Origin of the sequence: Photorhabdus kayaii (assembly GCF_025384895.1) — a bacterium.
GTDB classification, from domain to species: domain Bacteria; phylum Pseudomonadota; class Gammaproteobacteria; order Enterobacterales; family Enterobacteriaceae; genus Photorhabdus; species Photorhabdus kayaii.
In genome coordinates, this window is sequence record NZ_JAJAFZ010000059.1 from 20,162 (window position 1) to 28,922 (window position 8,761).

The 8,761-nt window shown below is 41.9% G+C and carries 6 protein-coding genes; all 6 read right to left on the reverse strand.

Annotation, left to right across the window (positions count from 1 at the left end; translation table 11 throughout):
• Positions 1-14: 14 nt before the first annotated feature.
• Genes LGZ98_RS18240 through LGZ98_RS18265 form a run of 6 tightly spaced genes read right to left on the reverse strand, consistent with a single transcriptional unit; the run spans position 15 to position 6,926 of the window.
• Positions 15-902, reverse strand: a complete 888-nt coding sequence (locus LGZ98_RS18240; protein ID WP_113041461.1) for a prephenate dehydrogenase dimerization domain-containing protein — start codon at positions 900-902, stop codon at positions 15-17.
• Entirely contained in the window at positions 899-2,971 is a 2,073-nt protein-coding gene (gene pabB, locus LGZ98_RS18245) for an aminodeoxychorismate synthase component I (RefSeq protein ID WP_113041462.1), read from the reverse strand. Before pabB ends, LGZ98_RS18240 begins: the two co-directional genes overlap by 4 nt.
• Positions 2,952-3,311: a chorismate mutase gene (locus LGZ98_RS18250; RefSeq protein WP_113041463.1), complete on the reverse strand. Its 360-nt coding sequence runs from the start codon at positions 3,309-3,311 to the stop codon at positions 2,952-2,954. The genes pabB and LGZ98_RS18250 overlap by 20 nt, the downstream gene beginning before the upstream one ends.
• A gap of 34 nt (positions 3,312-3,345) precedes the next feature.
• Entirely contained in the window at positions 3,346-4,620 is a 1,275-nt protein-coding gene (locus LGZ98_RS18255) for an 8-amino-7-oxononanoate synthase family protein (RefSeq protein ID WP_262978369.1), read from the reverse strand.
• A 24-nt stretch (positions 4,621-4,644) separates the two neighbouring features.
• Entirely contained in the window at positions 4,645-5,496 is an 852-nt protein-coding gene (locus LGZ98_RS18260) for a HemK/PrmC family methyltransferase (RefSeq protein WP_113041465.1), read from the reverse strand.
• Positions 5,493-6,926 carry an NAD(P)/FAD-dependent oxidoreductase gene (locus LGZ98_RS18265; RefSeq protein ID WP_113041466.1) on the reverse strand — a complete coding sequence of 478 codons (1,434 nt, stop codon included), beginning with the start codon at positions 6,924-6,926 and terminating at the stop codon, positions 5,493-5,495. The genes LGZ98_RS18260 and LGZ98_RS18265 overlap by 4 nt, the downstream gene beginning before the upstream one ends.
• Between the last annotated feature and the right edge of the window lie 1,835 nt (positions 6,927-8,761).

The following is an 8,761-nucleotide window of genomic DNA, read 5'->3' on the forward strand; positions in this document are numbered from 1 at the left end:
AACTCCTTTCCATATCATTCAAGCGTTGAAAAAATATGCTGGCAATCAGCAGCACTGATATCAAGCTGTTCCCCCAGTTGTTGCGCAATATCTCTGAGGTTATAACCAAATTCAGTTTGATCGCCAACCTGTACTATCGAATCTAACTGTTGTATGGCATGTAGCAACTCCCGACGCGGTTCGGCAGCCATCGGATTTTCATATTGAACGTCCCAGTACACTTCTATTGGATTGCGTAAGATCCTTGATAATAACGCCAACATTGTACGCATGGGCGGTGGCGCAATAGTTGCCAAGGTACGAATATCTAACGGACTTTTCGCCAACACCAAGCCAAAAATCAGTATCGCGGCATGGGGCAAAGCCTGACAAAGCGCCATAACCCGATCGTGTTCCTCCGGCATCATCCTACTGATACGCATATCAGCCTGCATCAATACCTGCTCAATCCAATGTTCACTAACATGACAGTTATCGAGAATGACTGCAACTGGCCTTTTTTGCTCCGGCAAAGATGGCGAGAACATCGGGTTAACACCCATGAAAGGCTGCCCGGGAGCGGCAGTTCTTAATACAGAATAGAAAGGGGCCTGAACTGAACAGGTTGACACGATCTGTACATCATCACCAATAGCAGATAACACCCAAGGCAACGCTTGTATGGCAACCGCTTCCGGTAAGGCAAAGACTACCGCCTTTGCCCCACTAAAAACCGCTTCAGCATCAACAGCCGGATTTAAGATATCAATCTGATAATAATGAGAATGATCGTGATGAGAACGCACTCCCTGCGTTCGTTTGTCAACACTGTATACAATGTGACCACAGCGAGTAAAAAGGCGCTCTAATAAAGAACCAATAGCACCTTGCCCACCAAGAATGACCACTTTATGGTTACTCACACATTTCCTCCGCCAATATGGCTAAAACTGAAATATGGCACGCTAGCTTTGACCAATGTCTCTTCAAATTCGCCATAAGGATCAGAGTGAGCAACAATTGCACCCCCAATGCCAAATTCAGCACACTCTTGATGTAACACAGCCGTACGTATCACAATGCTCAATTCCACTTCACCGCTGAAAGACAACCATCCAAGCGCGCCGGAATAAACACCACGTGCCGATGACTCCAACGTGTCAATAATCTCCATCGTGCGCTTCTTCGGCGCTCCGGTCATTGATCCTCCAGGAAAACATGCCCGGATAGCTTCCATCGATGACGTTTCTTCACATAACTCACCACGTATGGTTGAAACCAATTGATGTACAGAAGAGAAACTCTCAACTTTAAATAATTCAGGTACATGCACACTGCCTGGACGACATACCTGATTAAGATCATGGCGCACCAAGTCCACTATCATCAGATTTTCTGCTCTGTCCTTAGTGGACTGACTCAATTCCATCCGCAAACACTGATCATCCGCTGCCGTTTTTCCTCGTGGCCGGGTCCCCTTAATCGGCCTGGATTCAATATTTCTGGCCTCATCAATACGTAAAAACGTTTCTGGTGATGCGCTGAGTACAAAAAAATCTCCACAGGCTAAATAAGCGCCATAAGGTACAGGGCTGGCATGACGCATACGCCGATAAGCGTCCAATGGATGCCCTGAATAAGTCATCTTTGCCCTATTCGTCAGACAGATTTCATAGGACTCACCATCTGTGATGTATTGGAGTGATTTATGGATTCTATCCATATACTTCTCAGCGCCATATTCCAGACAAATTTTATTCTGATCGATAGCTCCGGGAATAAAATCAGGTATCACTTCACCGGTATTTTTTGCAATGGTCACTAAAAGTTCCGGTGACCAATTATGTGGCTGCCCTATCGGTGTGATAAAACATTCATAAAGTTTATTCTGCTGATGATCGAAGACAAAAAAATGCGGAGTAAATATTAAGCTGGCATCAGGATATTCTGAGCAGTATTTGTTGCTGCCAATTGTCAGCGCCTTTAATTCATATCCTAAATAGCCAACAAATCCGCCTTTAAATACAAATGGCATCGATTTTGGTGTCAAAATTTCCACCCTATCAAGCAACTCAGACATCTGTGAGAAAAAATCTCCCTGAATAACCCTCTCGCCATCAGGACCGGTTAAACGCAAACTCTCCGTCTGTACACAGTATTCAAGCCTGATAGCGCCCTGTTCATTACCGCTTCCAATAATTGAGAAGCGGGCATTGGGTCTATCAGAATTTTCACTATCAAGCCAGAAAGCATGTGTATCATTGCCATAGCGTTGAATGAACAAGGATTCAGGATCGACTATCTCCTTACACTCCCGATAATTCAGGTTAAGATATTGTCTTCCACCTACTGCAAGATAGGCATCATTGATATCAGTACATATATTCTGAGCGGTAACTTCCTGTTCGTTATTCTCTTTATACGTCTCCGCTATCCGCACGAAATTACTAAGTAGCTCACGCCCATATTCAGAATCAATCGATTCAGGATGAAATTGAACCCCCCAGATTGGCCTTTCAGTGTGCTCAATTGCCATGATTAAGCCATCATCAGTCCAGGCAGTACATTTTAGACTGTCAGGCAACCGGGTACATACCAACGAGTGATATCTGACCACTTCAAACTGTTCAGGCAAACCAAGGAATAATCCTTCTCCGGTGTTCCTGATACGACTGCGATAGCCATGTACCGGATTGGGGGCATGTTCTACAAAGCCGCCAAATGCCAGGCAAATACCCTGATGACCGAGGCAAATACCTAACAGTGGCACTTTGGCACGTGCAATAACCTCAGCACAGACCCCAAAATCACTGCTTTCAGCCGGATGTCCTGGCCCTGGAGAAAGGACTACCGCATCATATTCGTCTATCGTTAACTCTTCATAAGTCAAAGAATTGGTGACTACGGATGGCACACTGCCCGTTACTTCATACAGATATTGAGCAATGTTTTGCGTAAAGGAATCATAATTATCAATGAGCAGTATTTTCATTATTTTTTACTTTCTCGTGTAATAACTGGTCAATCAGCTCTTCTTCTCGACGGCAAGTCTCTTCGATAACTAGTTGAAATATTGATTCAATATATTCAGGCCGTAACCCAAAATCTGTTGATTTATCCCGCAACATATTCAATAACGAGGTAATACGTTGTGGCTGCATCATCGGAATATCCTGTTCCGCTTTTATCTCAGCGATTTTCATGCAAACTTTCATACGTTCAGAAAGCAGTGCCAAAATCTGCATATTAATAACATCCAGAGATTCCCTGTAAGGTTGTAATATGTCCTGTTTATTTATTATTGCTTGAGTCATATGTTTGATCTTCGTCACTGATTTATTTCATTTATCGGTAAGCTGGTGTCATTTATACCTGTGGAACTACAGCCTGTGGCTCAACCCAATTCAGTCCTTTTTCCCTTATTTCAAATAAAGTATTTGCTAGCTGCTTGATTTCACCTGCCTTATGCTCACTAGAGAAAGCAAAGCGCAACATTGCGTTGCCATCCGGGACCAGTGGATAAAATACTGGGAATAATAAGATGCCATTGTCACGCAGCAAACGAGCAGCTTCAAGCCCTTCCGCTTCATTTTCGAATAAAGCGCCGCGAACGGGAGATTGCACACCCGCATTCATCAAACTGTTCTCCATCAGAGAATCAAACAGATTGATGTTTTTCCATAACTGTTCCTGCCGGATTTCTATCTCAAGGCTGAGATGAAGTCTTGCAGAGGCAACGTTAGCGGCCAACATCGGCACCATAATCGAATGACCAAAAACCAGAGGATTCGCTAAAGTACTAATCACTTCGACATCATCGGCACCTGCAACCACCACAAAACCCCCGGCACCACCAAAGGCTTTGGATAATGAACCGGCAAGTATGAGGTTGGATGGCAAAATATGGTCAAGTGCGGCAAAAGCATAACCCGCACCATGACGTCCCATAATGGAAATACCATGAGCATCATCTACATAGACATAGCCTCCAGCAGCGGCCAATTGTCGCGTTAATTCCGCAACCGGAATTAAACCATTCATTGAACCAATACCATCAATCAGCAGGACAGGTGTACGCTGATTCTCCTTACAGTTCTGCAAAGCTTGCTGTACTGACTGTGCATCAGCACTATCAACCCGCGATACTGGTCCGAACTGTTCGAGAATACCGCGTAATACCTGCATAGAGGCATGAGCAGTTTTATCCATCAACCAATGTACCGGCCGGGAAAGAGGATAGTTAGGTAGAGAGCCACTCCCCAATAACGGCAATACACCAAGATGAACATTACTGGTGGAAGTAAACACCGCAACGGCACCACCCTGATAAATCTCTTCCAGCAGTTTCTCCAATTGCCCCAAATATTGTGGGCGCATCGCACCACGGGACGATGACAAATGTATCCCTGTGCGGGACATTGCCTGATTTGCCGCTTCAATTAAGGCAGGATGATGTTCTAATCCCAAATAAGAGCAGGAAACAAATTCAGTAAAGACTTTTCCTTCCTCTGTAATAACTTGCTTACCTTGACGCTCAACTACAGTGAAACTGGTCAAACCTTCGTCGATAGCTTGCGCTAAGGCGCCGGTTGTCCGTGACCGGCGAATTGTCATCCAGTCCTGCTTGTGTTTTACATTCATTATCTAGACTCCAACTGTCTAAGTTCAAATGAGCTTACAACCAACAGTGATTACCGAACTGCCTGTTGTATCAGAAATATCTTCATCGATAATGGTTCGTACCGAGGAGAAGCCAGACGCTGAAAATAATGTTCTGACACACTCTCCCTGGTTTTCACCATGTTCAATAATTAACCAACCTTCTGATTGCAGTAGCTGTTTAGCTTGTTTGATAATCAACCGCGTTAAGTCAAGCCCATCATCTCCCGAATACACCGACGCATAAGGATGATGCTTCTCCCATTCCGGCAATATTTCCTGCTGTTCCGGCACATAAGGTGGATTAGCCACAATCAACGCCACCGATCCATTAAATTGAGAAAATGCTTGCCAATCCCGTAAATCTGCTTTTAATGCATCGGCTTTAATCGCCCAATTCGCCAACCGATAGATATTGCGTGTCAGGTATTGAAAAGCCACATCATCATATTCGACGCAAGTGACCTTTAAATCCGGGCGACGTTTAGCAATAGCTAAACCGATAGCACCACTACCGGAGCATAAATCCAGAACCACTGCCCCCGGAGGTGTTTGATATTCATTCTCCAGCCATTTATGAATAACTTGACTATGAGGGCGCGGGATAAATACCCCGGTCCCCACCGTCAGAGGCAATCCATCAAAATCCACAGTACCGACAATATGCCCAAGAGGGACCCGGTTACAGCGTTCATGAACCGCAAGCATAAATTCATCACGGGCGCGATCTTTACAACGCCTTTCCAGATAACGGTCAATCAGGCACGTGAGATCGGTTTCCACATCCCAAACGCCGGCCTCTGACAGTAACTCTCTGGCTTTATCAATAACAACTTGATCTTTCAGCGAAAAACTCATGACCATGCCTCATAATAACTACGTAACCGTTCACGCATGGATTCATAAATATGAGAGAAGGCAACCAACTCTGGCGGTGGCGTGAATTGAGGGTGAAGAGACTCAATTAAATTCTGATAATTGCGCATCATCCCTTCATTCAGCAGTGGCAGCCAGTAAGGTTTGATATCCCAACGATATTCGTAACCGGTAGCAAACATTTGTTGGGTAGTTTCTTTAGCCATCACGTCACGGGAGAAACCGACCAACGGAGGACGAACGGGATTGAAATCATCAAGATTAATGAGTGTATTTTCTACTCCCGTCAAAGCATTAGCCACATAATCCGCTAATAACGGTGATTGATGTAAGCCATCACGGTAAGTTCCGGTAGCCAACCAAAGACCATTTACGCCACATTCGCCAATCAGCGGGAACCCATCAGCAGGAATTGGCCGGTTACCAACCTGAATTGAGAGGATCTCAGCATCATGTAAGTTAATATCCAACTGATCTAACGCACAATCCAACAAGAACTGCACATCAGAAATCAATGCCTGACTGCGTGGTTTTTCAGACAGAATATTGGTGGCGCCAAGATACAGCACACCATCACCACGTGGCACACAATGCAGCCCGCAAGCAAATGCCCGGTTAGGGGTACGGATGACTGAGGTCGGCAATTCTCTGCCTTTCGGCATCTTGACCAGAATGGATACCCCATAACCGGCAAAGATTGGCGGAATTAGACGAACAACTGAAGGTATATTTGATAACAGATCCAACGAGTGTGCACCGGCAGCCACGACGACCTTATCTGCCATTAAACGTTCGCCACTCAGCAATTCGACACCGGTAGCTAACCCCTCTTCAATCAGCACACACTTAACATTCTCTTCTTTAAGACATCCACCTTCAGCAACAAATGCCGCATCCAGCTTTTCCAGCAATAAATGCGAGTTCAGCGCATGCTCATCAGGGATGTACAAAGCACGCAGCGGACGCACTAAATCGTTGGGCTTTAACCACTCAATTTCACGCGGATCAACGGTTTCATAAGGCGCCGCATAATCGTTCAGGGTTTGTTCGATAGCGTCATAATTGATAGTGTCAATCTCTTCCATCCCGGCAGTGTTCAGTATCACGTGAGTGCCTTTAGCAGTGAACAGCGATCGGGTATCACCGGAAGCGTCAGCTAACCGTTGCGCCCAGGCCGGCCAAAGCTCTTTGGAAATACAATCCATATTCAATTTCAACTTACCGTGTTCACTCGCTAATAAGCCACTGGTAATTTCGCCAAAACACCCATTCATTGCACCCGCCGCTTTGGAAGCAGCATTGGTTCGATCAGTCTCTCCAACCCTACAAACCGAAAGATTTCTGCTTGCCAGCTCATAGGCGATTGAACCTGCAATTGCCCCTGAACCAACGACAATAAAGTCATATTTCACTTATTTACTCCTATATGGCCTGCGGCCAATTTATTTTAAATATGTTGTCAACAACGACGAAAAAATAATTACCGACCTCTTATAGTGAAAATATTTTTACTGATTTACATCAATTATAAAAAAATAACTATGTATTCATCAGTAATTAAAATGACGAATCACTCTCAGATTTACACTAAATTTAAAAACAAATATGCAATAACAAATTATCACGTTAGAAATAGTTTCCATTTATTATCAATAAAATATAATCACCCATATTAATTAATTTATGAAAATTAAAATTCATAATAAAAACAACAAATTGAAAAACATCACAAAATGCTATTTATATTGAATGTATATAATAACTAAAGATATTATTATATTTGAAATAACATCCGCAAATCAGGAAAGAACAATAGTCATCAAATACAAAACTGTCAAATAAATTTAGTCTTATATTATAAACAAAAAAATCATATAAATACTTTCAGTACAAAATAAAAACAATTTATATTTAAATTGTTACGGGGAACAATATTCTAAATGCCTTTTATTCTTCAATAAAAAAACAAAAATTCTCAAGAAAGGTGTTTTTTTAAATTTATATTTTCCATCAACGTTCACTAATATATACCCTATGGATTTCAAGATGCATCGCGACGGCAAGGGAGAGAATCCCCGGGAGCATAGATAACGATGTGACCGGGGTGAGCGAGTGCAGCCAACAAAGAGGCAACTTGAAAGATGACGGGTATAGATGAATAAACACATAAGTTATTATATCTTTATTGACTATAATATTGGTGATTATTTATGATCACCATGAACGTGCTGAACATGCACATTTCAGATTATTGACTCCAACGATCCAATTTGCTCAGGTTAAATCATATGGATTGCCATTTTTCATTCCATTTGAAAGCAAATGGTTGTAGTAGTTTTCACTCATTAAGATAATGATTAACCACATCTTTATTCCAAGGTGATAAAACAGGTGTTAAGAAAATCCGTTTTTATCTGTCAGTGTGGTTTTAAAATCAGGAAAAAAGAACAAGCACATTATGTTTTTAACATTATTCACTTTCTCTTTTTACTTTCATTTCCCTTTTTTAGCGATCGTAAACACCTTTTTGTCGACAATGATTTAACTAAGGATTAAAAAAATCAGCACATTATTAATGCCCGTTTTTAAAAGGTACAGCGTGATTTTAAAAAGCTTATCTATACCCTATGGATTTCAAGTTGCATCACGACGGCAAGGGAACGAATCCCCGGGAGCATAGATAACTATGTGACCGGGGTGAGTGAGTGCAGCCAACAAAGAGGCAGCTTGAAAGATGACGGGTATATTGTCATATTTAATATGTATCTATAGGTGATATTATTCTTCGCTTACTTTACATTTAATTAATCTGCCATGATTGTTTAAAAGTGAGAATAAAGAGGAATTAAATCTTTTATATAAAAGGTAGATTTAACTCAATAAGTAAAGTTTTTTAATAGAACAGTTAATTACATTTAATCGAAACCCATCAGTCGTTAATAGAGAGTTAAAAAGAAATCAGCAAGTAAAAGAATATTATTCATACAGTCTGATATTCAATAACTTTATTCCCATCATTTTACGCAGCAGACCATCAAAATAATGTCATAAAAAATGGGTAAAACAGGTTAATTTGGCAGAATTTAAATCCTGAAAAAAGCGTGATTATTCGAAAGAGTATCTTTACATCATCAAGCTATTTACCGGCTGATTTATAAAGATAAAAAGCGAGTGTGATTAATGTTTTTTAAACATAAAACACAATATGCCATGATGATTAAGCGTAACAAAAAAACAGGCGGAAAAA

What these genes read in the sequence shown, in the direction of transcription:
- pabB (WP_113041462.1), bottom strand. Translation starts at nt 2,971, where the DNA reads ATGAAAATACTGCTCATTGATAATTATGATTCCTTTACGCAAAACATT.
- LGZ98_RS18255 (WP_262978369.1), bottom strand. Translation starts at nt 4,620, where the DNA reads ATGAATGTAAAACACAAGCAGGACTGGATGACAATTCGCCGGTCACGG.
- LGZ98_RS18260 (WP_113041465.1), bottom strand. Translation starts at nt 5,496, where the DNA reads ATGAGTTTTTCGCTGAAAGATCAAGTTGTTATTGATAAAGCCAGAGAG.